28 protein-coding genes are annotated in these 25430 nt (G+C 31.1%); 17 read left to right on the top strand and 11 right to left on the bottom strand.

The window, feature by feature from the left end; genetic code table 11:
* The first annotated feature begins 120 nt into the window (after nt 1-120).
* From porU to L2Z92_RS02185, 5 genes are all read left to right on the top strand, one after another.
* A complete protein-coding gene (porU, locus tag L2Z92_RS02205) occupies nt 121-4008 on the top strand; it encodes a type IX secretion system sortase PorU (protein WP_236457222.1) in 3888 nt (1295 codons plus the stop codon).
* Between the two features lie 39 nt (nt 4009-4047).
* A complete protein-coding gene (porV, locus tag L2Z92_RS02200; protein WP_236457221.1) occupies nt 4048-5244 on the top strand; it encodes a type IX secretion system outer membrane channel protein PorV in 1197 nt (398 codons plus the stop codon).
* 64 nt (nt 5245-5308) lie between these two features.
* Nucleotides 5309-5791, top strand: a complete 483-nt coding sequence (locus tag L2Z92_RS02195) for a cytidine deaminase (RefSeq protein WP_236457220.1) — start codon at nt 5309-5311, stop codon at nt 5789-5791.
* Nucleotides 5792-5947: 156 nt separating this feature from the next.
* Nucleotides 5948-6946 carry a pyruvate dehydrogenase (acetyl-transferring) E1 component subunit alpha gene (pdhA, locus tag L2Z92_RS02190; protein ID WP_236457219.1) on the top strand — a complete coding sequence of 333 codons (999 nt, stop codon included), beginning with the start codon at nt 5948-5950 and terminating at the stop codon, nt 6944-6946.
* Nucleotides 6947-6950: 4 nt separating this feature from the next.
* Nucleotides 6951-8567 (top strand): pyruvate dehydrogenase complex dihydrolipoamide acetyltransferase, encoded by a 1617-nt coding sequence (locus tag L2Z92_RS02185; RefSeq protein ID WP_236457218.1) that lies wholly within the window; start codon nt 6951-6953, stop codon nt 8565-8567.
* Between the two features lie 75 nt (nt 8568-8642).
* Here the strand turns inward: L2Z92_RS02185 and L2Z92_RS02180 are convergent, their stop codons facing one another.
* Together L2Z92_RS02180 and L2Z92_RS02175 are read right to left on the bottom strand one after the other, a co-directional pair.
* A complete protein-coding gene (locus L2Z92_RS02180; RefSeq protein ID WP_236457217.1) occupies nt 8643-9122 on the bottom strand; it encodes a hypothetical protein in 480 nt (159 codons plus the stop codon).
* 393 nt (nt 9123-9515) lie between these two features.
* Nucleotides 9516-9758, bottom strand: coding sequence for a hypothetical protein (locus L2Z92_RS02175; RefSeq protein ID WP_236457216.1), 243 nt, complete (start codon nt 9756-9758; stop codon nt 9516-9518).
* Nucleotides 9759-10153: 395 nt separating this feature from the next.
* On the opposite strand from L2Z92_RS02175, the gene L2Z92_RS02170 reads away from it, so the two are divergent.
* The 9 genes from L2Z92_RS02170 (at nt 10154) to L2Z92_RS02130 (ending at nt 15402) form a co-directional block, all read left to right on the top strand.
* Nucleotides 10154-10660 carry a GbsR/MarR family transcriptional regulator gene (locus L2Z92_RS02170; protein WP_236457215.1) on the top strand — a complete coding sequence of 169 codons (507 nt, stop codon included), beginning with the start codon at nt 10154-10156 and terminating at the stop codon, nt 10658-10660.
* 55 nt (nt 10661-10715) lie between these two features.
* Nucleotides 10716-11048, top strand: coding sequence for a hypothetical protein (locus tag L2Z92_RS02165; RefSeq protein WP_236457214.1), 333 nt, complete (start codon nt 10716-10718; stop codon nt 11046-11048).
* A 3-nt stretch (nt 11049-11051) separates the two neighbouring features.
* Entirely contained in the window at nt 11052-12053 is a 1002-nt protein-coding gene (locus L2Z92_RS02160) for a YqjF family protein (RefSeq protein ID WP_319800390.1), read from the top strand.
* Nucleotides 12050-12424, top strand: coding sequence for a hypothetical protein (locus L2Z92_RS02155; RefSeq protein WP_236457213.1), 375 nt, complete (start codon nt 12050-12052; stop codon nt 12422-12424). The genes L2Z92_RS02160 and L2Z92_RS02155 overlap by 4 nt, the downstream gene beginning before the upstream one ends.
* Nucleotides 12390-13211: a DCC1-like thiol-disulfide oxidoreductase family protein gene (locus L2Z92_RS02150; protein WP_236457212.1), complete on the top strand. Its 822-nt coding sequence runs from the start codon at nt 12390-12392 to the stop codon at nt 13209-13211. Before L2Z92_RS02155 ends, L2Z92_RS02150 begins: the two co-directional genes overlap by 35 nt.
* Before the next feature lie 3 nt (nt 13212-13214).
* Entirely contained in the window at nt 13215-14123 is a 909-nt protein-coding gene (locus tag L2Z92_RS02145) for a TIGR01777 family oxidoreductase (RefSeq protein WP_236457211.1), read from the top strand.
* Nucleotides 14120-14464: a hypothetical protein gene (locus L2Z92_RS02140; protein WP_236457210.1), complete on the top strand. Its 345-nt coding sequence runs from the start codon at nt 14120-14122 to the stop codon at nt 14462-14464. Before L2Z92_RS02145 ends, L2Z92_RS02140 begins: the two co-directional genes overlap by 4 nt.
* Before the next feature lie 10 nt (nt 14465-14474).
* The gene (locus L2Z92_RS02135) at nt 14475-14861 is read left to right on the top strand and encodes a hypothetical protein (protein WP_236457209.1); all 387 of its coding nucleotides are present in this window, start codon (nt 14475-14477) and stop codon (nt 14859-14861) included.
* An 82-nt stretch (nt 14862-14943) separates the two neighbouring features.
* Nucleotides 14944-15402: an SRPBCC family protein gene (locus tag L2Z92_RS02130; protein WP_236457208.1), complete on the top strand. Its 459-nt coding sequence runs from the start codon at nt 14944-14946 to the stop codon at nt 15400-15402.
* 3 nt (nt 15403-15405) lie between these two features.
* On the opposite strand, the gene L2Z92_RS02125 is transcribed toward L2Z92_RS02130, so the two are convergent.
* Both L2Z92_RS02125 and L2Z92_RS02120 read right to left on the bottom strand, forming a co-directional pair.
* A complete protein-coding gene (locus L2Z92_RS02125; protein ID WP_262913001.1) occupies nt 15406-15960 on the bottom strand; it encodes an inclusion body family protein in 555 nt (184 codons plus the stop codon).
* A gap of 86 nt (nt 15961-16046) precedes the next feature.
* Nucleotides 16047-16595, bottom strand: coding sequence for an inclusion body family protein (locus L2Z92_RS02120; protein ID WP_236457206.1), 549 nt, complete (start codon nt 16593-16595; stop codon nt 16047-16049).
* Nucleotides 16596-16878: 283 nt separating this feature from the next.
* Between L2Z92_RS02120 and msrA the strand changes: the two genes are divergently transcribed.
* The 3 genes from msrA to msrB are packed head-to-tail and all read left to right on the top strand — an operon-like array spanning nt 16879 to nt 19499.
* Nucleotides 16879-17409: a peptide-methionine (S)-S-oxide reductase MsrA gene (gene msrA / locus L2Z92_RS02115; protein ID WP_236457205.1), complete on the top strand. Its 531-nt coding sequence runs from the start codon at nt 16879-16881 to the stop codon at nt 17407-17409.
* Nucleotides 17410-17448: 39 nt separating this feature from the next.
* Nucleotides 17449-19014, top strand: coding sequence for a protein adenylyltransferase SelO (locus L2Z92_RS02110; RefSeq protein WP_236457204.1), 1566 nt, complete (start codon nt 17449-17451; stop codon nt 19012-19014).
* A gap of 38 nt (nt 19015-19052) precedes the next feature.
* Nucleotides 19053-19499, top strand: a complete 447-nt coding sequence (msrB, locus tag L2Z92_RS02105; protein WP_236457203.1) for a peptide-methionine (R)-S-oxide reductase MsrB — start codon at nt 19053-19055, stop codon at nt 19497-19499.
* A 38-nt stretch (nt 19500-19537) separates the two neighbouring features.
* Here the strand turns inward: msrB and L2Z92_RS02100 are convergent, their stop codons facing one another.
* The 7 genes from L2Z92_RS02100 to L2Z92_RS02070 form a co-directional block, all read right to left on the bottom strand.
* Nucleotides 19538-20590, bottom strand: coding sequence for a linear amide C-N hydrolase (locus tag L2Z92_RS02100; protein ID WP_236457202.1), 1053 nt, complete (start codon nt 20588-20590; stop codon nt 19538-19540).
* A gap of 5 nt (nt 20591-20595) precedes the next feature.
* Nucleotides 20596-21093 (bottom strand): hypothetical protein, encoded by a 498-nt coding sequence (locus tag L2Z92_RS02095; RefSeq protein ID WP_236457201.1) that lies wholly within the window; start codon nt 21091-21093, stop codon nt 20596-20598.
* A 10-nt stretch (nt 21094-21103) separates the two neighbouring features.
* Nucleotides 21104-22831, bottom strand: coding sequence for an FAD-dependent oxidoreductase (locus tag L2Z92_RS02090; RefSeq protein WP_236457200.1), 1728 nt, complete (start codon nt 22829-22831; stop codon nt 21104-21106).
* A gap of 13 nt (nt 22832-22844) precedes the next feature.
* Nucleotides 22845-23855 carry a heme-binding protein gene (locus L2Z92_RS02085; RefSeq protein ID WP_236457199.1) on the bottom strand — a complete coding sequence of 337 codons (1011 nt, stop codon included), beginning with the start codon at nt 23853-23855 and terminating at the stop codon, nt 22845-22847.
* A gap of 22 nt (nt 23856-23877) precedes the next feature.
* The gene (locus L2Z92_RS02080; protein ID WP_236457198.1) at nt 23878-24207 is read right to left on the bottom strand and encodes a hypothetical protein; all 330 of its coding nucleotides are present in this window, start codon (nt 24205-24207) and stop codon (nt 23878-23880) included.
* 88 nt (nt 24208-24295) lie between these two features.
* Nucleotides 24296-24766, bottom strand: coding sequence for a cupin domain-containing protein (locus L2Z92_RS02075; protein WP_236457197.1), 471 nt, complete (start codon nt 24764-24766; stop codon nt 24296-24298).
* Between the two features lie 272 nt (nt 24767-25038).
* Nucleotides 25039-25362: a hypothetical protein gene (locus L2Z92_RS02070; RefSeq protein ID WP_236457196.1), complete on the bottom strand. Its 324-nt coding sequence runs from the start codon at nt 25360-25362 to the stop codon at nt 25039-25041.
* Nucleotides 25363-25430 lie beyond the last annotated feature (68 nt).

Genomic DNA, 25430 nt, shown 5'->3' with positions numbered 1-25430 from the left:
TTATGTTAAAACTGTTAAGTGGTAACGTTTAAAAATGATTTTTATTGTAATAATTCCCAAAATTAAGAAAAATTTTCTTTCTATTTGTAATATAAAAATACTTATTACGTTTTATAAAGGATGAAAAAGATTAATTTCTATATAGTTTTATTGTTCAGTTACTACTGTGCGGCTCAAAATCAAAAAAACATTTTTCTTGAATGGGAAGGTAAGTCTACTTTTAAATCTGGTGAGACGGTTTATCAATTCCCTAGTTTTAAAGGTGATTTTTATGTTTTAAACACTACGAATAAGACTATTACATATAATGAAGAGACTTTTGTTTCAAATTATATTGATAAAAGTTCTTTACAAGTTTCTAATGTTGTTTACGAGTCTATTTCTTCTGAAGATCTTTTCGATTTGGATGTTTCTAAGATTCCAAGCACTATTAAAGCAACAATAGAGTCAGTTCGAGCTAAAGATCAATATATTGGTTTTTTTAGTTTCTCGCCAATTATAAAAGATAATTCGGGTTATAGAAAGGTGGTGTCTCTTAGTTATAGCTACTCTTTTGGGAGTCCAAGTGCATCTAAAGGAGGTAATAGTTCTTTTGGTGTGCAAAGTATCGAAAATTCTGTTTTAGCTTCTGGAGATTGGTTTAAGTTTTATGTAGAGAAATCTGGTGTTTATCGTATTTCTAAAACATTCTTAAAGAGTTTGGGATTGGATGTTAATGTAGATCCTAGAAATATTAAGATTTATGGAAACGGAGGAAGAATGCTTCCTTTGTTGAATAGTGATTTTTATCCGAATGATTTAGAGGAGAATGCGATACAATTTATTGGTGAAGATGATGGTGTTTTTAATGATGCTGATTATATATTGTTTTATGCTGAAGGTGTTGATGTTTGGAGTACTGAGAGTTTGACAAAAAACAATTTGTTTTCCGATAAGTCATATTATTATGTAACTGCGTCTTTAGGGCAAGGAAAAAGAATTTTAAATGCAAATGTGCCTACAGGTAGCTCTAGCTTGAATTTTTCTAAGTTTGATAATGTAATTATTCATGAAAAGGATTTAGTTAATGTCGGTAAAGTAGGTAGACGATGGTTTGGAGAAGAATTTAATATTGAAAATAATCAGGATTTTCAAATGGAAATTCCTAATTTAGATGCTTCCGTGCCTGTTAAGCTAAAAATTAATTTTGCATCTAAATCTTTTGGTTCTACATCTTTTAATGTTAAAGTAGGGACTCAAATGTTAGGGAATGTTAGTTTTTCTTCTGCTGGAAGTGGTAATGAAGGTTTCGAAAACGGTTTGATGGCTAATGTTAGTGTGGTTAGTTCTCCTGTTACCGTAAGTTTAAGTTATAATAATGGTGGTATTCCTGCTTCTAATGGGTATCTAGATTATATTATTTTGAATGCAAAATGTAACCTTCAAGGGTTTGGTAAGCAATTTTCTTTTTTTAATAATGATGCGCTAATAAATATAGGAGTAGGTCAGTATGATATTTCAAATGCTACTTCTATATCTCAAGTTTGGGATGTAACCGATATTTATAACGTAGCTAAATATGATAATCCAGGCTCTGGAATATTTTCTTTTAAGGTAAATCTAGGGGAACAAAAAAAATATGTTGCAGTTGATACGGGGGATTATTATTCACCTCTAAAGGAGTCTAATTCAAGAGTTCAAAATCAAAACTTAAAAGGAACAATATTTAATAATAACACAGGTAGTTTTGAAGATATTGATTATTTAATTATAACTCCAAATTTTTTAGTGAGTCAGGCAGAAGTTTTGGCTAATTTTCATAGGAATTATTCGAATTTAGTAGTTAGGGTAGTGCCTTTGGAGTTGATTTATAATGAATTTAGTTCTGGAAAACAAGATGTAGCTGCAATACGTAATTTTGTTAAGTATGTTTATTGGAATGCTTCCGATCCTACTAAAAGAGTGAAGTATTTGAATATGTTTGGAGATGCTTCTTATGATTACAAAAATAGACTAACAAACAATAATAATGTTGTTCCTGTTTTTCATGGATTTAATCCAAACAGTGACTTGCCTTCTATTTCTGGTAATTCTTTGAATATGTCTTTGTCTTCCACTTTTATGTCTGATGATTTTTATGTTTTAATGGATGATAATGAAGGTCCTATGTTGAATGGAGTTGACGGTCTTGATATTGCTGTTGGGAGAATGTTAGTTTCTTCGACTAGTCAGGCGCAGCAAATGGTTAACAAGGTAATTGAATATCATGATGAACAGTCTTATGGTAGATGGAGAAATAGTTATACAATTTATTCGGATGATGCTGATTCAGCAAGTGATTCTGAATTGCAAGTAGAATTAAATGAGTTAGCAGACGATTTAGTAGCGGCAAAACCATTTGTTAATGTTAAGAAGATACATACAGATGCTTATATACAGGAAGTGGCTGCTGGTGGAGAGCGTTATCCAGAAGCTAAAGAAGCGTTCTTGGATGCTTTACAGTTGGGTTCGTTAGTGGTAAATTATTTAGGTCATGGTAATGAAGAATCGTTGGCAAAAGAAAGATTGTTTGAGAAATTAGATGCACAAACTTTATATAATAGATATAGATATCCTTTATTTATCACAATAACTTGCGACTTTACGCGTTTTGATGATCCAAACCGTTTTTCAGGTGGAGAATATTTATATTGGAATGCACAAGGAGGAGCAATAAGTTTGATTGCTACAACAAGGTTGATATTCGTGAGTACTGGGCTTGCAATGAATAATTTTTTAAATGAGAGTTTATATGCTTTTGGAGGTAGTGATTATGTTACTATTGCTGAAGCATTAAGGATGGCGAAATTAAGACCAGGTACATCAGGAAATAGAAGAGTAGTCTTTTATATTGGTGATCCCGCTTTGAAATTAGCAATTCCAAAACCTAAAATTATATTGACAGAAGTAAATGATACACCTATTGCTGCTTTTACAGGTACATTTCAAGCGTTAAGTCAGATGAAAATTAAAGGAATGTTGGTGGATGAAAGTGATAATATTATTTCTGGATATAATGGTGATTTAGCGGTTCAGATTTTTGATAAGGATATAAATCGTTCTACATTGGGTAATGATGGAACAACAAATGCTTCTGGATTGATAATTATGAATTTTCAGACATTAGGTGAAACCATTTTTAGAGGTAATGCTTCAATTAATAATGGTAACTTTGAATTAAGTTTTGTTGTGCCTCAAGATATAAGAATACCAGTTGGAAATGGTAAAATAAGTTTTTATGCAAAGCGTAACGTTCCTTTTTTGGAGGATCAAACGGGTTATAATAGAGCTATTTTGGTAGGAGGCATAAATGTTAGTGCTCCTATGGATGAAACTCCACCTGTAGCGAATTTGTATATGAATGATAAAGGTTTCGTTTCTGGTGGTGTTACAAATTGTTCGCCTATATTGCTTGCTTTTTTGGAAGATGAACATGGAATAAATACAGCAAGTGGTATTGGTCATGATATTGTAGCGATTTTAGATGGAGATGAAGAGAATCCGTATATATTGAATGATTATTATGAAACTGAAAATGACGATTTTACAAAAGGTAAAGTAAGGTATCAGTTTAGAGATTTATCACCGGGAATACATACTATTCTTTTTAAGGCGTGGGATGTATATAACAATTTAATAACAAAAGAGATTCAGTTCAATGCTGTTTGTGGAAATGAAAATCTAGTGATAGAAAGAGTGTTGAATTATCCGAATCCTTTTGTAAGTTATACAGAATTTTGGTTTTCACATAATAGACCTTTTGAACCATTAGATGTTCAAGTTCAAATTCTTACTATAACAGGAAAGTTGGTTAAAACTATTAATCAACAAGTAATAACAGATGGTTTTTTATGTAGAGAAATCAAATGGGATGGTAAAGATGATTTTGGTGATAAAATAGGAAAAGGAGTTTATATTTATAAGTTAACAGTGCGTTCTGCAACAAATGGAGATAGTGCAGAAAAGTATGAGAAACTTGTAATACTATAATAAAATATTATATTTGTCTAAATTAATTTAATTTCAGGAATGAGAAAAATCGCAATTTTACTATTGATAACTTTAACAAGTCAATATATTGGAGCTCAAGATAGAGTTATAACAACAGGTGTTCCATTTTTACTAATTGCTGCCGATGCCAGATCTGCTGGTATGGGTGATATGGGTGTGGCAACAGCAGCAGATGCATATTCCCAGCAACACAACCCAGCAAAATACGCGTTTTCATTAGAGAAACAAGGTTTCTCGCTTAGTTATACTCCCTATTTAACTAGCATTGCAAATGATATATCTTTAGGTCAGATTACTTATTTTAATAGAATTAATGAAAGAAGTGCTTTTGCTACATCTTTACGCTATTTTGGTTTAGGAGATATTCAATTAACAAATGCAGTTGGAGAGCTTCAAAATACGGTTAGTCCTAATGAATTAGCGTTCGACGGATCGTATGCTTTGAAATTAAGCGAGCGCTTTTCTATGGCAGTTGGTGGTCGATACATTCGTTCAAATCTTAAAATTGCAACAGATAATAATGACGCATCTGCAGCTTCTACATTTGCAGTTGATGTAGCAGCTTATTATCAATCAGAAGAATTAGCTTTTGATGATTTTAATGGTAGATGGAGAGCTGGTATGAATCTTCAAAACTTAGGACCGAAAATCAATTATGATAATGATAAATTAGAAGAGAATTCAAATTTTTTACCATCTAATTTACGTATAGGAGCTGGTTTTGATTTTATTTTGGATGAATATAATACAATTGGTGTTACAGCTGAGTTTACTAAGTTGCTAGTGCCAACTCCACCTGCAAAGATTAATGTTGGGGATTTAAATGATGACGGAACTCCTTATACACAAGCTGAAGCAGATACAGCAAATAGCAATGCCATTGTAGATTATAGAAAAACAGGCTGGGCTAGCGGAATCTTTAAATCTTTTGGAGATGCACCAGATGGCTTTTCTGAAGAGATGCAAGAGTTTACTTATGCTTTAGGTGCGGAATATTGGTACCAAGACTCATTCTCTTTGAGAACTGGATACTTCCATGAAAGTGAAGTTAAAGGAGCTAGAAAATATTTTACATTAGGAGCTGGTTTTAAATATAATGTTGTCAAAATTGATGTTTCTTATTTGTTCTCTGCTTCGAAAGTTAGAAACCCTTTAGAAAATACATTGCGTTTTTCACTTACATTTAATTTTGGTGACAAATACGATGAACTATAATTAAAAAATATAAAATTTTTAACATCCAAATTCTTAATTGAATTTGGATTTTTTTTCCTTATTTATGAAGCAAATTACTATTACAACAAGTTTTTCTGTTTATGATTCATTAAACGAGCTTAATGGCGATGATAAAGATTTAATGTTGAAAGCTATTGAAGCTCGAAAAAATGCCTATGCTCCTTATTCGAAATTTAATGTTGGTGTTGCTATTTTGTTAGACAATGGACAAGTTGTTCTCGGGTCGAATCAAGAGAATGCTGCTTATCCTTCTGGCTTATGTGCAGAAAGAGTAGCGATTTTTTATGCTGGGTCAAATTACCCAGAGGCTAAGATTCTTAAACTGTTCATTTCCGCCTCTCCTGCTGATAAAGAATTAGAAAACCCAATTCCTCCATGTGGAGCTTGCAGGCAGTCTATAGCTGAGTATGAAATTAAACAAGATTTAGATATCGAAATATTTTTTATGGGAAGTATTGGAGAGGTGTATAAGTCAAATTCGTTAAAAAATCTATTGCCATTATTGTTTGATAAAAAGTATTTATGATGATTTTGTGTTTTTTTTAGTGTATTCTGTGAAAAAATATAAAATTGATGAGAATTAATTTTTTCAATAAGGTCGTATGTAGTATTTTTGCTTTTTGTAAATTTTACAAGGCGAACAAACCTTTTGTAAAAAATTCAATTTAACAAAATAAACCAAATGAAGCCAATAACAAAAGAAGTTTACCTTAAGTGGTATGAAGACATGCAGTTATGGAGAAAGTTTGAAGATAAACTTGCTGCACTTTACATTCAACAAAAAGTAAGAGGATTTCTGCATTTATATAATGGTCAGGAAGCAGTACTTGCTGGTGCTTTGCACGCAATGGATTTGTCTAAAGATAAAATGATCACAGCATATAGGAATCACGTACAACCTATCGGTATGGGTGTAGATCCAAGGAGAGTTATGGCAGAGCTTTTAGGAAAAGCAACTGGAACTTCTCAAGGATTAGGTGGGTCAATGCATATTTTCTCTAAAGAGCATGGTTTTTATGGAGGTCACGGAATTGTTGGTGGTCAAATTCCTTTAGGAGCTGGTTTAGCATTTGGAGATAAATATTTTGAAACAGGTGGTGTTACAATGACTTATTTTGGAGATGGTGCAGCACGACAAGGTTCTTTGCATGAAACTTTCAATATGGCAATGTTGTGGAAGTTACCTGTAGTTTTTATTGTAGAAAACAACGGTTATGCCATGGGAACTTCTGTTGAAAGAACAGCAAATCATACTGATATTTGGAAATTAGGTTTAGGCTATGAAATGCCTTGTGGACCTGTAGATGGAATGAATCCTATAAAAGTTGCAGAAGCTATGCACGAAGCTATTGAAAGAGCACGTAGAGGAGACGGACCAACTTTCTTAGAAATGAAGACGTATAGATATAGAGGTCACTCTATGTCAGATGCTCAACATTATAGAACTAAAGATGAAGTAGAAGAATATAAAAAAATAGATCCAATTACTCAAGTTTTGGATGTTATTAAAGAAAATGGTTACGCTTCTGATGAAGAAATTCAAGCAATTGATAAAAGAGTAAAAGATTTAGTGAAGGAATGTGAGAAATTTGCAGAAGATTCTCCTTATCCAGATTTAAGTGTAATGTATGATGTAGTATACGATCAAGAAAATTACCCATTTATACCTCATAAATTATAATACAATGGCAATAGTAATTAAAATGCCTCGTTTGAGCGATACAATGACAGAAGGAACTGTCGCTTCATGGCTTAAAAAAGTTGGCGATAAAATTAATGAAGGAGATATTTTAGCTGAAATAGAAACAGATAAAGCAACAATGGAATTCGAATCTTTTGATGCTGGAACGTTATTACATATCGGTGTTAATGAAGGAGATACTGCAGTTGTCGATTCACTTCTTGCAATTATTGGTGAAGAGGGAGAAGATATTTCAGGACTTATAAAATCGGTTGCAGAAGTAAAAACTGAAACAGCTGAAACACAAAAAGAAGAAGAGAAATCGGAAACAAATTCAGAACTTCCTGAAGGTGTTATTGTGGTTACAATGCCTCGTTTAAGTGATACTATGACAGAGGGAACTGTAGCAACATGGTTGAAAAAAGTTGGTGATAAAATTTCTGAAGGAGATATTCTTGCAGAAATTGAAACTGATAAGGCTACGATGGAATTTGAATCTTTTAATGCGGGTACATTATTATATATTGGTGTTGAAGAAGGTGGTACAGCTCCAGTAGATACAATTTTAGCTATATTAGGGCCAGAAGGTACAGATGTTTCTGGAATTGTTGCAAGTTATAAATCAGGAAGTTCAAATAAAGCTGAGGAAACTAAAAAAGAGTCTAGTGCTCCTGTTGCAGTTCAAACAACTACGGATAATGTTGCTCAAGTAACTTCTAATTCAAATGGAAGAATATTAGCTTCTCCTTTGGCAAAAAAAATTGCTCAAGAGAAAGGTATAAATCTTGATAATGTTAAAGGTTCTGGTGAAAATGGAAGAATTGTAAAATCAGATGTAGAAAACTTTACGCCTGTTGTTGCTGCAGTTCAAACTCAAACACCAGTTGCACAGGCTACTTCTAGTGTTGCTGCTGTTAAACCATTTGTTCCGGCTGGAGAAGTTTATCAAGAAGAAATTAAGAATTCACAAATGCGTAAAGTAATTGCGAAACGTTTGGCTGAATCTAAATTTACTGCACCTCACTATTATTTAACAATTGAGTTAGATATGGATAATGCTATTGCTTCAAGAGCTACTATTAATAATTTACCTGATACAAAGGTATCTTTCAATGATATGGTAGTTAAAGCAAGTGCGATGGCCTTAAAAAAGCATCCACAAGTAAATTCTCAATGGAAAGATGAAGTAATGATTTTGAATCATCATGTAAATATTGGAGTTGCTGTAGCAGTTGAGGACGGATTAGTTGTGCCAGTTTTAAAATTTACAGACCAAATGAGTTTAACTCAAATTGGAGCTAGTGTTAGAGATATGGCAGGAAGATCTAAAGCAAAGAAAATTCAACCAGCAGAAATGGAAGGAAGTACTTTTACTATTTCTAATTTAGGTATGTTTGGAATTCAAACGTTTACATCAATTATCAATCAACCAAATTCGGCAATTTTATCTGTTGGTGCAATTGTTGAAAAGCCAGTTGTGAAAAACGGACAGATTGTTGTTGGGAACACGATGATTGTAACTTTAGCTTGCGACCATAGAACTGTTGACGGTGCAACTGGAGCTCAGTTCTTACAAACTTTTAAGTCATTTATGGAAAACCCAGTTACAATGTTAGCTTAGTTTTCTAAAAATACATATAGATAAAAAAAATCCCGATATGTCGGGATTTTTTGGTTTTGTAAACTTCTGTTTTAATTATAAACTTTTAATAAAATTAACAAAGTCCTTTATTTCAACTGGTGGATTACCTCTATCATACGACTGAGAAGAGTAATAGCTTCCGTTATGAATTATCTCTAATGTCTCTATTTGTGCTCCATCAAATAAGTGATCTTTCGAAGGAGCTGGATAAGTTGGTATTTGAGACAAATTTAAACTAGAAAATTCATAATTTAAAAAGCTGAAATTTGAATAAGTAATTGTGTAGTTTGATGGAGGGACAATTCCACTACTGTTTTTCATTATTTGATTTCCTTGAATTTCAATTGTTTCATAAAACCCTCTTGATATATCTGTAATTAAAATTTTTGTTGTTGGTGTTATAGTGTTGGCAAAACCACATTTTTCTGATTTCTGAGACTGTTTTTCATTAGTTGATAAATTTATCTCATCAGTACTACAACTTGTAATAAGTGTTAAACCTAATAATGTAAATAAAAGAGTTGTTTTTTTCATTTGTTTGATTTTATGTTTGTATAAATGTTGTTTAATCTGCAGATTTAAAACAGTTCAAAAATACTTCCAATACATCTATATCTACAAGCTACTTACAGTTTCTTGACCTATTCTTAATTCACGTATTGTAAAATCATTATTGATGAAACACATTTTTTTGTGATTTTAATTTGAAAGAATTTGGACATCCTTTTTCTATTCAAATTAAATAGCATCAATTAGTATTGAACAATGATAAATTCATAATAAAATAAATATTTTTTGGAATGAAAATTTATTGATGAAATCTTAATCGTTCTTTTTATGATATAACAGATATAATTTATAAATGTAAAAAGCGAACTATCAATTAAATGATAATTCGCTTTTAGTTGTCTAACAATAAAAATTCTTCTATTTCTTTTTAATCATCATCTTCATCATAGTCATGGTTTCTTCTATGTTTTTTATGATATTTATGTTTGTGCCTTTTTTCACAACATGATTGGTAATAAGGTTTACATTTATATCTTTTTTTATGATGATGAAAATCATTATAAGGTCGGTTTCCATGATAGTCCAATACAACTCTATAACCTCTTTGAATATTATAATTACTGCAGTGTCTTGGTAAATATCTAGATTTAATCCAACCATTAGAAGCATAGTAAATATACATAGAAGATTGAACGTCAAAATAAACTTCAATTTCAGGATAGTAGTAATAGTCAACTACATTCTCATGATGATGGCTGTCTTCGTAATGCCCATGGCCATGATTAGGATGTGAATTAACATTTATATTTACCGATACTCTTTGTGCATTACTTTGTAGTGTAAAGATTAAAATAAAAGCACTAAATACTAATTTTGTCCTCTCTTGTAGGACTTGTTTAACTTTGTTTAGTTGTATTGATCTCATAAGTGTTTTCTTTAATTTGTTATTTCTAAAGCTATATTCAATTTACGTGCCAAAAAATAAACTTTCATTTTTTTTTGAAACTTCGGAAACTTATGTATATATTTGTACTGTAAAATTAGATATATCAAAAATGCAATTCAAAGAAGCAAAAAATAAATTCGTTCAAACTTGGGGAGCTCTTGGTTCTCAATGGGGTATTAATAAAACGATGGCACAAATCCATGCTTTATTAATGGTTAGTAATGAACCTGTTTCTATGGAAGACATTATGGAAGAATTGCAAATTTCTAGAGGAAATGCAAGTATGAATATTCGTGCTTTGATGGATTGGGGAATTGCTTACAAAGAATATAAACCTGGCGAAAGAAGAGAGTTTTTTACTGCTGAAAAAGACTTAGATGAATTAGCAGTAAAAATTTCAAGAGAAAGAAGTAAGAGAGAAATAAAACCCGCTTTAAAAGTATTAAAGGAAGTTTCGTCTATAGATGCTAACAAAACAGATGAAGAAAAACATTTCGTTGAGCAAACAACTAAATTATATGATTTTGTTTTAAAAGCCGATACTATTTTGGATAAAATGACCGAATACAAAGATAATTGGCTTACTCAATTGTTAGTTAAGTTTATGAAAAAATAAAAAATTTTAATCAAAACTTTCATTTTTTTCTGAAAGTTTAAAAATAAAAAGAATTATGAAAACGATACAATATTGGAACACATTTGCGATAGGATTACCAATTATGTTTTTATGCTTAAGCATTTTTAATGTGGAGGCGATTGCAATGGCAGTCGCATCATTAATGTTAACAGGTTTAATTCAAGTCATTATTGGTCTAAGCATGTTGTTTAACAATCCTGAAAATAAACAATTACGAATTTATGCTGGAAGTGTTGGTTTGTTTTTCACGATGTGGATAATCAATGCAGGTTTGGGTTATTTCGCTATTCTTACTTATATATTGTTTCCAATTCCGATTGTTTTAGCCATCTATCTTTCTGTAATAGTTTACAATACTAAAAATTAAATCATGAAAACACCTTTAAAGTATATCAAATATATCAACATGACAGCCTTTCTTTTTTTATTATTCGGTGCTTATGGATTGCCAATTACTGGTTTTCTTCAAGTTGTTGCGGCTACTCTTTTTCTATTTCTTTATCCAAAAAATAAATTGATTTATGTTTATTTCATTATAACTGGACTGTTTTTTTGTATCTGGAATGGAGATTTTAACTGGACTTTTTTAATTCCGATATTTTTAATTTTCTTTCTAACATACATTATTCACTTTTACAATAGAAAATCAAATAGCTTCTTAACTGCAAACTGGAAAAATTTAGCATTAATCAATTATGAAGTTGATCCAAAAATTTTAGAGAAATACCTTCCAAAAGGAACTGAAATCGATTTGTATGAAGGAAAATGTTATGTGAGTCTTGTTGGTTTCTTATTCCTGGACACAAAATTATTAGGACTAAAAATTCCTTTTCATATTAATTTTGAAGAAGTAAACCTTCGATTCTATGTAAAACGCTTTGAGATGTTAGAAAAAAATAATGAATGGAAACGTGGTGTTGTTTTTATTAAAGAGATTGTTCCAAAACACGCTTTGACTTTGGTTGCCAATACCATTTACAAAGAACATTATCAAACACTTCCTATGAAGCATAGTATCACATCATCTAAAGAAACAACTGATTATGTTTACCAATGGAATATTGATAATAAATGGAATTCGATGGAAATAACAGCTAAAAATGTATTATTGCCTATTGAAGAAAATACAGAAGCCGATTTCATTTGCGAACATTATTTTGGTTATACAAAGCTTAATAATTCAACAACATTTGAATATGAGGTAAAACATCCAAGATGGGAACAATATCCAGTTATTGATACAAAAATTGATGTAGATTTTGAAAAGGTCTATGGAAGTGATTTTGCACATTTAAAGAACATTAAACCAAGTTCTGTTATTCTTGCAAGAGGTTCTGAAATAAGTGTAGAAAATAAAAGAACAATATCATGAAAACAATATTAAAAATTAATAAGGGAGTATTCTATGCAACTTTAGCTTTGATGCTAACTTTCTATGGTGGTCCAGTTGGATTAATTGTCTTAGGTTTTGTTCAGATAGTTTCGGCTTTTTTTTTAACGGCTCATTTATATACTCAATCTAATAAAGCAAAAAAATATTTGACAATTTATTGGATTCTTGTAATTATTGAAACACTGATTTTGTTTTTAACATTTAAATATAGATTTGCAGTAATTGATTTTGAAACTTCATGCGTAATAATACTTGTAACTCCATTAATAGTTGCTACTTATTTCTTTATTATTTTAACCAAACTCATCAAAGAATATGAAAACATTAACAAACCATATGCTTCTTTATGATGAAGATTGTCCAATGTGCAACCTATATACTGCTGTATTTATTAAAGCGAATATGTTAGATAAAAATGGAAGAAAACCTTTTGTTACTTTAACAAATGAAGAGCAAAACTACATTGATTTAGATAGAGCTAAAGACGAAATTGCTTTGGTGGACACAAAAAACAAAACTACTTTATATGGTATTGATAGTTTACTAAAAGTAATAGGGAATTCATTTCCTTGGATGGAAAAAGTTGGAAACTGGAAACCAATAAATTATTGCTTAAAAAAACTATACAAGTTTATTTCTTATAATAGAAAAGTAATTGCTCCAAGCAAAATTACAAGTGATACTACTATTCAATGTGTTCCTAGTTTTAACGTGAAATATAGATTGTTATACATCGTTTTTGCTACTCTTTTCACAGCCATTGTTTTGTTTCAATACGCAGAAATGATTTCTCTTTTGCCAAAAGGGAATTTTACTAGAGAATTACTTTTAGCAGTCGGACAAATTGGCTTTCAATTTCTATTTATTCTAAAATTAAGCAAACAAAAGCAATTCAACTATATTGGGAATCTAGTTACTGTTTCTGTAATGGGAAGTTTAATGTTATTACCAATTCTATTGTTAAACCAATTTACATTAATAAATGAATATGTTATTTTAAGTTGGTTTGGACTAACTGTAAACTTAATGATATTGGAACATTATAGAAGAGTAAGCCTTTTACAGTTGCCTAAGTTTTTAACACTAACATGGATTTTATATCGAATTATTGCATTACTATTCATCCTAAATTTATAACAAATGAAAAAAATAATCATAGCTGCGGGAACTGGTTTTTTAGGTCAAGTTCTAGTCAATTATTTTAAAAAAGAATATACTGAAATTGTAGTTTTAACAAGAGGTACTGATCAAATAAAAGACAAAGTAAAATATGTGCATTGGGATGCCAAAACACTAACAGGTTGGGAAAACGAATTAGAAAATGCAGATGTATTAATAAACCTTGCTGGGAAATCAGTAGATTGTCGTTACACAGATGAAAATAAAAAAGAAATTCTAGCATCAAGAGTTGATAGTACTGCTGTTTTAAATATTGCGGTTTTAAGTTGTGCAAATCCACCAAAGCATTGGTTAAACTCATCAACAGCTACTATTTACAGACATTCTGAAGACAAACAAATGACGGAAGAAAATGGAGAAATAGGAGACGACTTCTCTATGAATGTAGCCAAAACTTGGGAGCAAACTTTTTTTGAAGTGCCAACTAAGAATACTTTAAAAACGGCTTTGCGAACCTCAATTGTTTTAGGCAAAAAAGGTGGTGCATTTATTCCTTTAAAACGATTGGCTCAGTTTGGACTAGGAGGAAAACAAGGGAAAGGGAGTCAATTCGTGAGTTGGATTCATGAACTAGACATGGTAAGAGCTATTGAGTTTATTCTACAAGAAAAATTGACTGGAGTGATTAATGTTGTTTCACTAAAACCAATAAAGAATGAGCAATTCATGAAGCAATTGCGAAAAGCTATTGGAATGCCAATTGGTTTACCAACACCTTTGTTTCTTTTGAGATTAGGAGCAAAAATGATTGGAACAGAACCTGAATTAGTTTTGAAAAGCAGAAACGTAATTCCAGATCGATTACTTCAAAAAGGATTTAGGTTTAAGTACGATACAATTGAGAAAACCTTTAATGATTTAGTATCATGAACTTGAATATCATTGGCTACCTCATTTATTTTATCATTACTTTTTTCATCATCATAAAAGTGGGTAAAATATGTTTTAATAATGGAAATATTTATGTTTCACAGCTAATTCCTGATCATGAAGAACTTTGTCAGAGAATTAATCAGATGTTACTAATTGGTTATTATTTACTCAATATTGGCTATTGTGCCATGACTATTGTTTCTTGGCAAAGAATAATAACTACAAATCATTTAATTGAAATTATCGCTTCAAAATCTGCAATTATCATAATAACAATTGCAGTGATGCATTACATCAATATTTTTTTACTTACTAAATACATTAAAAAATTAATTTAAAATCAGAATTATGGAAACTTCAAAAATTTTAATCGGTTACGCTATTTATTTACCAGTTGCTTTGTTCTTAACCTATTATGTTTCAAAAACACTTTTTAATAATAGCAAAATTTACATGCTCGACATTTTTAAAGGTCGAGAAGAAATTGCTTTAGCGACAAATAAACTATTCGAAACAGGTTTTTACCTCTTAAACCTTGGTTTTGCTTTACGAATATTAGAAATGAGTATTAATGACAACTCGTATCAATCATTAATTGAAAATTTAAGTTATAAAATTGGTGGTTTTTCAATCTACTTAGGAATCATGCTGTTTTTAAATTTATATTTATTCTTTAGAGGAAAACGTAAAGCAAATGAAAATCAGAAAGTACAACCTTTAGTAATTAATGGATAGTTATTGAAACAAATATCTTTGACAAAGTTTTTTAATTAGTAAAATTTTGTCAAAGATTAGTAAATACATCAATAGATTTAAAATGACAACCATATATCTCACAACAGAAATTAATGCTCCTATTGAAGTCGTATTTAATAATAGTCGTGATATCGATTTGCACCAAGAATCAGCGAGTCAAACTCATGAAAAAGCGATAGCTGGAAAAACTTCTGGATTAATTGAAAAAGGAGAAACTGTGACTTGGAAAGGAAAACACTTTGGTTTTTATTTACAACATCAAAGTATTATTTCAGAAATGGATTTTTACACTTATTTTATAGACGAGCAATTGAAGGGGAAATTTAATAGCTTTAAACATCAACATTTATTCGAAGTAAAAAATGGTATTACCATAATGCAAGATATTTTGCAGTATGAAACACCATTTGGAATCTTTGGGAAATTATTTGATTATTTATTTTTGAAAAAGCATTTGTTACATTTTCTCTTGTTTCGAAATAAAGTTTTGAAAAAAAAATCAGAAATGAATTCTATGTAAAGTTTACTCATAAATTTTGAAATGCAAAGGAAAACAAAAGCAACCATATAAACTTTGCTGATTACCATCGTCATCTAAATTATATATAGAGAAAATGATATCAATCTTGCTTTTTCCAAAATTAGAAATTACAGATTCAAACCATATAAAATTTTGATCACTACTAATAATAGATAGTTCTTCATCACTATTTGGATTGTTAAGAATCATTTTTTTAGATACGCAAATAGATTCAAATGGACTAAAAGTCTCATTCCTTGAATTGTAATTCTGAATTTCATTCAAAATAATCGCGTCAGATGAACCTCCATCAATAGAAATTCCTGAAATAACAATTTTATCTTTTTTTTGAACTTTAAGTGAAACAAAATGTAGAGAATTTGTTTGTTCAATATTATCTCTATAAGGGTAAATAGTATACCAATTTCCCTGGCCTATTTTAATTGGTTCATCGAGATTATTATTAGGGTTTGGATACTTCTGTTTGATTTCAATTGTATCAATCACAATCAAAATTTTAAAAGTTGTTTTTTGAATAATTGAAATAGAAGGTGTCATTATATTTTTGATTTTAAAAAAACACGAACAAGGAAAACCAAGTTCGTGCTTTCAATTAGATCTTTATAAAATAAAGTTGATAAAAATTAAGAAGGAACTACAACTTGAGGATCCCAATAATAATAACCATATAATTCTTGTGTTTGACCATCAGATGCAAGTGTATAAACTGCAATGTACACATAGAAGTTTTCAGTTCCACCTCTAGCAATTTTAGAATCGTAACTTGTAAAGTTTTGAGACGTTAAAATTGGAGGAATACCATTTAATTGATCTGGATCAGGTTGAACGGCTCTATTTCTTGTAACAATATTTGTAGTAAATGTATTAAATACTTTATCTCCTTTCCAGTATTTAATTCCGTAAAGAATTACGGCATCATCAGAATTTTGCTGAATTGATGTGCTTCTAAATGAAACATTATCTCCAACATTAGCTTTAAAACTTAAATCTGCAGTTCCTTGACCAGAAACAATTCCTCTAGGGCTGTAACAAATCATATATTGACTATTATGATTTATTCCTTGAGCATTGTTAGGATCTGTGTTCCTTGGAAAATTATTTTTGATATATTCTGTGTCTATGACTACAAGTACATCAATTTGTGCCGAAGAGGCTGTTAAACTTTGACTCATGACTTTTTATTTGTTTGTTTCCCTACTCATAAGGCCTTTCAGGTTCCGCCTCGTTTTTTAATGTGATTGCTGAACTTCACTTTATTTGTTTGTAATATTACAGTATAAAATTAAGATGAAATGATTTTCTTTTTATAGGTATAAATACCTGTTTTTCATAAGATTAACTGTTTTTGTGTTTGGGAAGGAATAATTAACAAACAATGAGGAAGTATTAACAATTGTATAATTTATATGTATTGTATCTTTGTAACGCTATAATAATTTTAAAAAAACAGTAAGAATGAAAAATTCTCAATTAGCAACTTTTGGAGGTGGATGTTTTTGGTGTATAGAAGCAGTTATACAAAGGTTAAAAGGGATAGAACAAATTGTATCGGGATATACTGATGGGCATATTAAAAATCCGGCATATAGAGAAGTTTGTTCAGGAAGAACTGGTCATGCAGAAGTGGTACAGGTTACATTCGATTCGGATGTTATTTCTTATGAAGACTTACTAACCATTTTTATGACAAGTCATGATCCTACAACTTTAAATGCTCAGGGAGCAGATCATGGAACGCAATACCGTTCTATTGTCTTATATCATAGTGAGGAACAAAAAGCAATCGCGGAGAAGGTGTTTCAAAAAGTTCAGGAAGTATATGCTAATCCGATTGTTACACAACTTAAATCTTTTGATGTATTTTATGTAGCAGAAGAGAATCATCAAAATTATTATAATGATAATCAAGAAGCTGGATACTGTAGAGCGGTAATTGATCCAAAAATAGCGAAGCTAAGAAATTACTACGCAGATAAATTGAAGTAGTATTTGTTTTTAATGTGAATGTTTTAAAAAGTGGAAAAAATGATATTGAATATTAAAAATAAGTTTACAAAAGAACTGTCAGCAGATGTAATTGAAAACGATGAACCTAGGCAAGTTGTTGGTGCTTGTTTTTCTTATGTAGAACCCAAAAAACCATCAAATCCAAGCATCATACATGTGTCAAAAGACGTTGCGCAAAGTGTAGGGCTAACAGAAAAGGATTTAAATTCTGATGAATTTTTAAATGTATTTTCCGGGAAATCGGTTTTTAAAGAAACGAAGCCGTATGCAATGTGTTATGCTGGGCATCAATTTGGACATTGGGCAGGGCAATTAGGAGACGGAAGAGCTATTAATTTATTTGAAATAGAAAATAATAATGTTAGTTTAATGCTTCAATTAAAAGGAGCGGGTAAAACACCTTATTCTCGAAAGGGAGATGGTTTTGCAGTTTTACGTTCTTCTATTCGTGAACACCTTTGTAGTGAAGCCATGTTCCATTTGGGAGTGCCAACTACTCGTTCTTTAGCACTAGCTTTAAGCGGAGATGAAGTTTTACGTGATGTACTATATAATGGGAATGCGGCCTACGAAAAAGGAGCAATTGTAACACGAGTTGCACCTTCTTTTATCCGTTTTGGTAATTTTGAAATTTTCGCAGCAAGAGAAGATGATAAAAATTTGAAATCACTGGTAGATTATACTATTAAATATTATTATCCTGAAATTTCATTAGAAGGAAAAGAAAAATATTTAGCTTTCTTTGAAACGGTAGCCAATAAAACGCTTAAAATGATTGTGCATTGGCAAAGAGTTGGTTTTGTTCATGGTGTAATGAATACCGATAATATGTCTATTCATGGATTGACAATCGATTATGGGCCATATGGTTGGCTGGAAGATTATAACCCGAATTGGACACCAAACACTACAGATAATGAGCACAAGAGGTATCGTTTTGGTAATCAATCTAAAATTGCACAATGGAATTTGTTGCAATTGGCGAATGCTTTATTTCCTTTAATTGAAGAAGCAGAACCTTTAGAGAAAATTTTGAACGACTTTCCTATTCAATATGAAGTTGAATATTTAAAAATGATGCATGACAAATTAGGTTTCTTCTCTGAAAATGAAAAAACGAAAGAAAGTATTTATTTGTTAACAGAGAATCTTCAATTAACAGAAACAGACATGACTATTTTTTTTAGAGATCTGAGTCAAGTTAAACAAGATGATACAATTGAAACTGCTTTAGAAAAATTGAAAGATGCATTCTATAATGTTGAAGAAGTGAAAGATATTACAAAGGATACATGGTTGTATTGGTTTACACAATATCTTTCAATTATAAAACACCAAGGAGTGACAGATGAAGATAGAAAAAATGCAATGAATCGTGTTAATCCAAAATATGTTTTGAGAAATTATATGGCTCAATTGGCTATTGACGAAGCTGATAAAGGAGATTATAAATTACTAAATGAAATGTATGAAATGCTTTTGAAGCCTTATGATGAACAACCAGAATATCAAAAATGGTATGCAAAACGACCAGATTGGGCAAGGCACAAAGTAGGATGTTCTGCATTATCATGTAGTTCTTAAATAGTCGTTTAAATTTTAAATAATAAAAAATATAACTTATGCTAAATTGGAATACTATTATAGGTTTTGCAACTAGAGGAAACCCAGAAGCAGATAGAAAAGTGGTAAAAACAGAAGCCGATTGGAAGGCTCAGTTATCCGAAGAACAATATAGAATCACAAGATTAAAAGGAACAGAAAGGCCAAATAGTTCGGAGCTTTGTTCTTTATTTGAACCAGGGATTTATGGCTGTGTTTGTTGTGATACATTACTTTTTGATGCTAATGAAAAATTTGAAAGCGGAACAGGTTGGCCTTCTTTTACACAACCCATAAAAGAAAATTCTATAGGATATATTAAAGATGTATCTTTTGGAATGATTAGGGTAGAAGCAGTGTGTAACACTTGTGAAGGACATTTAGGACATGTTTTTCCAGATGGACCAGAGCCAAGTGGTTTGCGTTATTGTATGAATGCGGTTTCATTAAAGAAGATAGAAATATAAAAAGTAAGGCTGACAATTATTTTGTCAGCCTTACTTTTTTAATTAGCTTTAAATGGATCTTTAGTAGCTTCGAAATCATTATTTTTGAAGCCGTAAAGCGATTTATTTATGAAATTAGAATCTATTTCTTCAACCAAAATAAGTCGTGAAACAGGAGCAGGGAATAAATCTATTATATTTAAATCTACCCATATGTTTCCAAGTGTTCTAGAATTACAAAAAAAGTATTTTAAATCATTATGACTAGAAATAGTTGTCCAAAGCGTTTGTGCTATGTTTGGATGATTTGAATCACCAGATTTAAAGTTTACTGGAACAGAAGCATTCATTACAACCGATTTTGATTGTGCTAACGAATCATCTGTGCTGACTGAAGTGTATAAATGATTTAGATAATAAGAAGCTCTTGCAAAACGGTCAGATGGGAATGTTCCACCTGGTAAAGTGTTACTTGGGAAATTGTTTTTATTGCTCCATTGCCATCTCCAATATTGATTAAGCTCAATCTGTTTTGCATAAGAAGGCTCATTGGTCATTACCCTAAATTCTGGATTGTTATAAATGACGTATTTTCCTTTATTTACCTCAATAATTGCTGAGTCACCAAATTTGTCAGAAATAGATAAATGTAAAGAAGCAGGCTTTGTACTTCCAGGTACAATACCACCTATGATTTGTATTTGAGGTGTTGCCTCTTTGCTGAATTTTTCAACAACTTCTTGTACAGAACAACAAGTATCTAATACAAATTGTAGCCAACAAAATACATCTAGATTTTTACAAGAGCTTCCATCTTTACGCTCATAACTAGCATTACTATCATATAGCAAATTAGCCATAAGTCCAGCAGAGTTTAATCCATCGGACGCTCCGTATTTTCGTTCATCGCCCACCATGGTTACTACACTATTGTATTTTGCTGTCCATATTAGCGAATTTTCGTTTTGTGGACTTGTCCCTGTTTTTACCATTGGAGTATTTTTTTCATTTCTAAAAACAAATAGACTTGTCGGTAATTCGGTAGCCCAATCCATATTGCGAGCTGTGGTTAAATTTTCTTTATTGAAATTATTAAATATTCTTGTACACATATCAATTATTTTTTTCCAGTTAAATTAAATTCTAATAAGCTATAAATTCTATTTTCTAATTCTTCAGGTTGCTCCCATAAGTTATGGCTATATAACCAATCTGTATATTTTCCAATTGAGAAGATTCCTAGATTTTTATATTTTGATTTTTTGTTGACAGAAACTTCTCTTCGTGCAAAAATAATAGCTACTTCACCATATGTTAATTCCCATTCTTGAGCATTTTGTCCCTTAAGTTTATATTTAAATACTAATTCTTCTTCTTGTACATTTGGATTGTATGTTGAAGTTAAAGTTGCCTCTTGATTATCCGTTTTTAATACTTCAATCGTCTTTGTTTCTATCATTCCAAAGGGATCATTACCATTTATTGCTGGTCTCCAAGCAACACCTTCCTTTAAATGATCAAAACATGGTATATCATTTTTAGTAAATTGAAAAATGTTTGGTAAATCGTTGTTAATAGATTTATTTATGTAATTGATTTTGATGTCTTTTTTCATGATTTATTTTTTAAATGATTGTTTTACGAGTTCTAAAATGATTGTACTCATCTTTTGAATAATTGATTTTAATTTCTTTCAACTTATCATAGTTATAAGAAAAATAGGTTTCTGTAGGGATAGAGTTATCCTTGAAACTAATAAAGGCTCCAGAGGTATTCTGGATTTCTATTTCTCTACTTTTTTCTATCCAGTCTAAAGCTCTATTCGTTCTGTCATATACAAAACTATCTTGCTCTTTTTCAATTTCTTTTCCTTCTGCGTTCCACCAGCATTGGTACTGTATTGTATATAGTTTGTCTTTGTAGGGAAAAGCACTACCATTACCATTCGGATGTTTTTTATAAAAATCACCCGCAATTGCACCTAGTGTAACATATGTAAATAGCCCAAGTGTTCTGTTACCTTTTAAAATGAGGTCTGATGTTAGACTTTTTAATAATTGTTCGTACCCATTTTTACCTTCATAGCCAAGTCCTTCTTTATTGACTAAGCGAGACGTTATTTTATGAGGTGCAGGTTTGTCTTCATCTGGTTTAAAAGGAATGCCATTTACATTTTTGAATCCCATTTTAGTTTGAATTCTAGGCAATGATTCTCTATCCCATGAATTCATTAAATTTAAACCATAAGTGTCTTTTGGATAATCTGCTCCAGTTGGGGCTTCTATGTTTTTCCAACAAGGGGCTAAATCACCTGTAAATTCTTTTTTGATAAATGCGTCAAGGCTTGCTTTATCACCTTTCCAATACCCGTAGAGAATGCAATTGTGAGCAATGGTATTTACATCGATTGGTTTATTCTTTTCCCAAGGTAATCCGTTTATTTTAAAATTAGTTCCTACTAAGGAAGGAGTGTCGTCACTTTGAATAAGTCTTTCCCAATTTTTTAGTACTTTTATAGTAGGTATTGTTTCTTTTAAACATAACATACTAATATCTTCATAACAGTTCCATTCTAATTCAAAACGATATAAAGCAGGAGGCAAAGGGAATGTTTGAATGCGAAGTTCAGTAACAATGCCGTAACTCATACCGCCACCTCCTCTTAGCGCCCAAAGTAATTCTGGGACTTTTCCATTTTTGTCAACATCGAGTTTTACAATTTCTCCATTACCTAAGAGGATATCTACACCTACAAGTGACTCACAACACATTCCGTTTTCTCTTGTCCAAGGACCCCAACCGCCACCCATGGTGAAACCAGCAATACCAACCGTTGCACAAGTGCCATGAGGTATCATTACATCTTCTTTGGCTAACTCAGTAGTTAATCTTATAAATTTATTCCCAGGACCAATAGATGCAATTTTAGTTTTTGGGTCTACCTTGATATGGTTAATTTTTGAAACGTCTATTACAATAGTATTTGTTCCGCTGCATTCTCCTTCATGATCATGACCACCAGCTCTAACTCGAATCGGAAGTTCATTTTTGGTTGCGGCATTGTAGGTTGTTATAACATCTAATTCATTTTCGCAATAGACAATAACGAATGGATTAGTCTGAATTCGGGTGTTAAATATCAGACTGTTTTCATAATGATTATAAAAAGTTTCTGAGTCTCCTATAGAAGTTGAAATTTTTATGGAAGAAGGGAGCGTTGTTGTTATTTGATCTATAAAATTTTTAAGATTGTGAAGTTCACGAGGGTTTCTTAAAGTATTTGAAGCCATATTTGATGTATTTGTTAGTTTTATTAAATGATTTGCTTTACTATCTAAGTAGTTTAAGTTCAATAGATATTGATCTTTACTCTTTCTTGGTTAGTACATTACACGTGATATGTGGAAATTTGACTATTTTACCATTTATTGGAATATCTAATATAATGGTTTGTGAATAGGCTAATTGTGTATATGCATTTTCAGAATTAAAAGATTGCAACCAGTATTGTGCTTTGTAGTTTGAAACATCAGCTTTTTTTTGTTCAAAAGGAATGTTTGTTACAGAACCTAGTGCTGCTTTGTTTTCGGTGTCAACACTCCATTCAATATATTTTGTACAGGGATAATCAACAGTAGATTGCTGCAATGGTCTGTTTGGGTTTGTGTTAAATAGCGGATGAGGGTTTCCTCCTTGAGTACTTGTTTTTATTCTGTAAGGAGTTATTGAATCTGCGTCTTGAGGAAGACTACCTTGGTAATCTTCAATTTCTAATGGTCCTTCGTTTATATATGAGTTTTCTTGAAGATTATTATAGTTTTTAATATTTCCAATAGCTAAAATTGAATTACCATGTGGTACAGAAATTTGTTTCGCAATAGTAGCTAATTTGTTTTGCACTGGGAGCGGGTTTGGAGGTGGAATTACAGGAGTAGCACCATATGCATTTAAGGGTTGCTCATCTATTTTTAAGAAAAGCCACGAACCATTTTCTGCATGTACTAGTTTGTCTTTATATGGTCCTTCTGCAAAATAGACGCGTTGTTCATAGAAAATTACATTTGAATATTGACTATAATTACCTCCTCTATTCTGCACATTTCCATTTATTGGAGAGAAGGTAATTTCCTCATAATAGGTGAAGTTTTTTAGGATGTATTTTTCCTTTGCTTCAATTGATGGAAGAGCCAATAAGTTATAAGAGTAAGGCATTAATTTTCCACCTCTTTCAGACGACCCTAAATTTTGATTTGTCCAAGTTCCAATTAAATATTGCAAAGGGCCTAATCCTTTGATATTTGGTTCAGGGTTGGATTGGGTTGGTTCAATAATTAAAGAATTTGGAAATATTGGCGGAGTTACTTTTTGTTCATTCATGTTTACATATTTTAAAATGTTATTATTCTGCAAGAAATATTGATACTCCAATTTTTGGAAAAAATTGAATTGCTGATTCTGATCTATTTAAAACAAAAATGCTACTGCCACTATTTTTAATAAGCATTGAATTGGTTTCATTTGGAAAAATACGCATTGTGCCACCTACTTCTCTTACTCCACTTTTGGCTATTTCAAGAACAGCAACTTCTTTGTCGTCTAAATTAGTAGCTACCACAAGGTAGCTTCTATTTTGAGTTCCGAAAAACATATGGCGACCATGAGAAGAGAGTACTACTTGATATGTAGAAGTCTCATCGGGATCCGTTTCTTCATTTGCTTTTTTTGACATGATTTTTACTTTTATTATTTAACTGAAAGAAGAGAGCCTTGCCATTTGTGATTGCGAAAAAATTATGGAAGGCTCTTTTTTTTAGATACTAAACTGTTTCAGTTTTATTTTCAACTGTAAGAATTTCAATAGTTGGATTCCCGTTTAAAGAAGGTTTTCTAATGTATTCTGGAAGTAGGTTTACAACGTTATCTAAAGTAAGAATATCGAAATTTGGGTTACTGAAAGTTAATTCAAGATCAAAATTTTCTGTTCCAGTATTTATGAAATAATGAAAATAACCTTTTGGGATGAAAACACTTTGGTTCACGGTCATATCGTAAACATTTTTTATAGCCGTTCCTTGTTGATGAGGTGACGATGGATTGGGAGAGATAAGAACTACTTGTCCAGAACCCTTTGTACATGTAGTAATTTCATTTGCATTTGGATGCCAGTGTGGAGTAAGAAATTGATTTTTTTCAAAGTGAGGAGTTACAGGCATATTATTGCTCTGATAAGCTTCATTTACTCCTTCAGGAGCTTTGTTCACGAACGTAAGTTGATTTTGACTTGCCATAATTGATTTAATTTTAGGTTATTATTTAATTAGTTTGTTGAATTTGTGAGTATAAAATATTTATTTTCAAAAATTCTTACTTGCTTTTTTATTGCAAGTTTGTTTGGTTTAGCAAGTAACAAAATCTACTTTTTTCAAGTTTTGAAAAAAATCTAGCGCTAGTTTTTATTTTCTGTTATAAAATTAGCTTACAACACAACAGCAAATAAAAAAAATGTTGTGAATGAGCGTTTTTATGTTGTGAGTGAAATACCTGCTCATTTTTAAAAAAATTACTCACTGTCATAATTGTATTCCACTTTTTGAATTTTTACCAATATATTTTCTCCTTCAAAAGTTTGATATACAAAGACTAATAAACATTCGTACAAACGAAACCTTCCATTTGTGAATTTGTTGCACATGAAACTAAAACCCAATCCTCTGTCAATTATTTGAGTGGCATATGCAAATGGGTATAAATCCGGTTCTTTTATTGATACCGTTTCATTAAATATCTTTTTGGCTCCATCTCGAATTTGATTTTCATAAAAACTCCAATTATTTGGATTAGGTCGTACTGTAGCTATTATTTCTTGTAGTTTTGATGCTGTCATAATTTCTATTTTTATTTAATGTTGCTGTTTTTTTTGGGGTCAATTGTTGTGAACAGAATGTAAATTTG

Source organism: Flavobacterium jumunjinense (assembly GCF_021650975.2).
Classification (GTDB): domain Bacteria; phylum Bacteroidota; class Bacteroidia; order Flavobacteriales; family Flavobacteriaceae; genus Flavobacterium; species Flavobacterium jumunjinense.
This window is presented reverse-complemented; position numbering and strand designations above follow the sequence as displayed.

Excerpts from the sequence above, each read along its gene's own strand:
- msrA (WP_236457205.1), top strand. The coding sequence starts at position 16,879 with ATGAAAAATTCTCAATTAGCAACTTTTGGAGGTGGATGTTTTTGGTGT.
- L2Z92_RS02160 (WP_319800390.1), top strand. The coding sequence starts at position 11,052 with ATGAAAACACCTTTAAAGTATATCAAATATATCAACATGACAGCCTTT.
- msrB (WP_236457203.1), top strand. The coding sequence starts at position 19,053 with ATGCTAAATTGGAATACTATTATAGGTTTTGCAACTAGAGGAAACCCA.
- L2Z92_RS02075 (WP_236457197.1), bottom strand. The coding sequence starts at position 24,766 with ATGGCAAGTCAAAATCAACTTACGTTCGTGAACAAAGCTCCTGAAGGA.
- L2Z92_RS02085 (WP_236457199.1), bottom strand. The coding sequence starts at position 23,855 with ATGAATGAACAAAAAGTAACTCCGCCAATATTTCCAAATTCTTTAATT.
- L2Z92_RS02175 (WP_236457216.1), bottom strand. The coding sequence starts at position 9,758 with ATGGTTGGATTAAATCTAGATATTTACCAAGACACTGCAGTAATTATA.
- L2Z92_RS02110 (WP_236457204.1), top strand. The coding sequence starts at position 17,449 with ATGATATTGAATATTAAAAATAAGTTTACAAAAGAACTGTCAGCAGAT.
- L2Z92_RS02165 (WP_236457214.1), top strand. The coding sequence starts at position 10,716 with ATGAAAACGATACAATATTGGAACACATTTGCGATAGGATTACCAATT.
- L2Z92_RS02070 (WP_236457196.1), bottom strand. The coding sequence starts at position 25,362 with ATGACAGCATCAAAACTACAAGAAATAATAGCTACAGTACGACCTAAT.
- porU (WP_236457222.1), top strand. The coding sequence starts at position 121 with ATGAAAAAGATTAATTTCTATATAGTTTTATTGTTCAGTTACTACTGT.
- L2Z92_RS02080 (WP_236457198.1), bottom strand. The coding sequence starts at position 24,207 with ATGTCAAAAAAAGCAAATGAAGAAACGGATCCCGATGAGACTTCTACA.
- L2Z92_RS02135 (WP_236457209.1), top strand. The coding sequence starts at position 14,475 with ATGGAAACTTCAAAAATTTTAATCGGTTACGCTATTTATTTACCAGTT.
- L2Z92_RS02140 (WP_236457210.1), top strand. The coding sequence starts at position 14,120 with ATGAACTTGAATATCATTGGCTACCTCATTTATTTTATCATTACTTTT.
- L2Z92_RS02145 (WP_236457211.1), top strand. The coding sequence starts at position 13,215 with ATGAAAAAAATAATCATAGCTGCGGGAACTGGTTTTTTAGGTCAAGTT.
- L2Z92_RS02120 (WP_236457206.1), bottom strand. The coding sequence starts at position 16,595 with ATGAGTCAAAGTTTAACAGCCTCTTCGGCACAAATTGATGTACTTGTA.
- L2Z92_RS02100 (WP_236457202.1), bottom strand. The coding sequence starts at position 20,590 with ATGTGTACAAGAATATTTAATAATTTCAATAAAGAAAATTTAACCACA.
- L2Z92_RS02170 (WP_236457215.1), top strand. The coding sequence starts at position 10,154 with ATGCAATTCAAAGAAGCAAAAAATAAATTCGTTCAAACTTGGGGAGCT.
- L2Z92_RS02180 (WP_236457217.1), bottom strand. The coding sequence starts at position 9,122 with ATGAAAAAAACAACTCTTTTATTTACATTATTAGGTTTAACACTTATT.
- L2Z92_RS02150 (WP_236457212.1), top strand. The coding sequence starts at position 12,390 with ATGAAAACATTAACAAACCATATGCTTCTTTATGATGAAGATTGTCCA.
- L2Z92_RS02155 (WP_236457213.1), top strand. The coding sequence starts at position 12,050 with ATGAAAACAATATTAAAAATTAATAAGGGAGTATTCTATGCAACTTTA.
- L2Z92_RS02185 (WP_236457218.1), top strand. The coding sequence starts at position 6,951 with ATGGCAATAGTAATTAAAATGCCTCGTTTGAGCGATACAATGACAGAA.
- porV (WP_236457221.1), top strand. The coding sequence starts at position 4,048 with ATGAGAAAAATCGCAATTTTACTATTGATAACTTTAACAAGTCAATAT.
- L2Z92_RS02125 (WP_262913001.1), bottom strand. The coding sequence starts at position 15,960 with ATGACACCTTCTATTTCAATTATTCAAAAAACAACTTTTAAAATTTTG.
- pdhA (WP_236457219.1), top strand. The coding sequence starts at position 5,948 with ATGAAGCCAATAACAAAAGAAGTTTACCTTAAGTGGTATGAAGACATG.
- L2Z92_RS02095 (WP_236457201.1), bottom strand. The coding sequence starts at position 21,093 with ATGAAAAAAGACATCAAAATCAATTACATAAATAAATCTATTAACAAC.
- L2Z92_RS02195 (WP_236457220.1), top strand. The coding sequence starts at position 5,309 with ATGAAGCAAATTACTATTACAACAAGTTTTTCTGTTTATGATTCATTA.
- L2Z92_RS02130 (WP_236457208.1), top strand. The coding sequence starts at position 14,944 with ATGACAACCATATATCTCACAACAGAAATTAATGCTCCTATTGAAGTC.